At 41.1% G+C, this 399-nt stretch carries 1 protein-coding gene; it reads left to right on the plus strand.

Annotated elements, in window-relative coordinates; genetic code table 11:
* The coding region (locus tag AX663_RS10830) for a hypothetical protein (protein WP_197414213.1) at window positions 1-399 on the plus strand (399 nt) is incomplete at both ends.

Below are 399 nucleotides of genomic sequence, written 5' to 3' on the forward strand. Positions count from 1 at the left end.
TTAAAGCTGGCTTCACTAAGTCACTTGGCGATGCAGAAAACACTCAAGTTATCGACACAACTAAATTCGCCTTCGGACGTTACTACAAGTTCGATATTCCAACAACAGTGAAAGCAGATGTGGCAGCTGGTGTAGATATCGAAAATACTGCGGCTCAAGTAGTTAACTACTACAACCCAACTTCTAAGACAGTTGAAAAACCAAGCAAACCAACTGAAAAACGTGTCAACAGCGTACCAGTATCAGTAGAATTCAACTTCACTAAACGCTTGGAAGGCCGTGAGCTTAAGGCTAACGAATTCAGCTTCGTCCTTAAAGATTCAACAGGTAAAGTTGTTGAAACAGTAAGCAACGATGCAGATGGAAACGTTAAGTTCTCAGCTATCGAATTCAAGAAAG

Source organism: Streptococcus sp. CCH8-H5, assembly GCF_001556505.1.
Taxonomy (GTDB): domain Bacteria; phylum Bacillota; class Bacilli; order Lactobacillales; family Streptococcaceae; genus Streptococcus.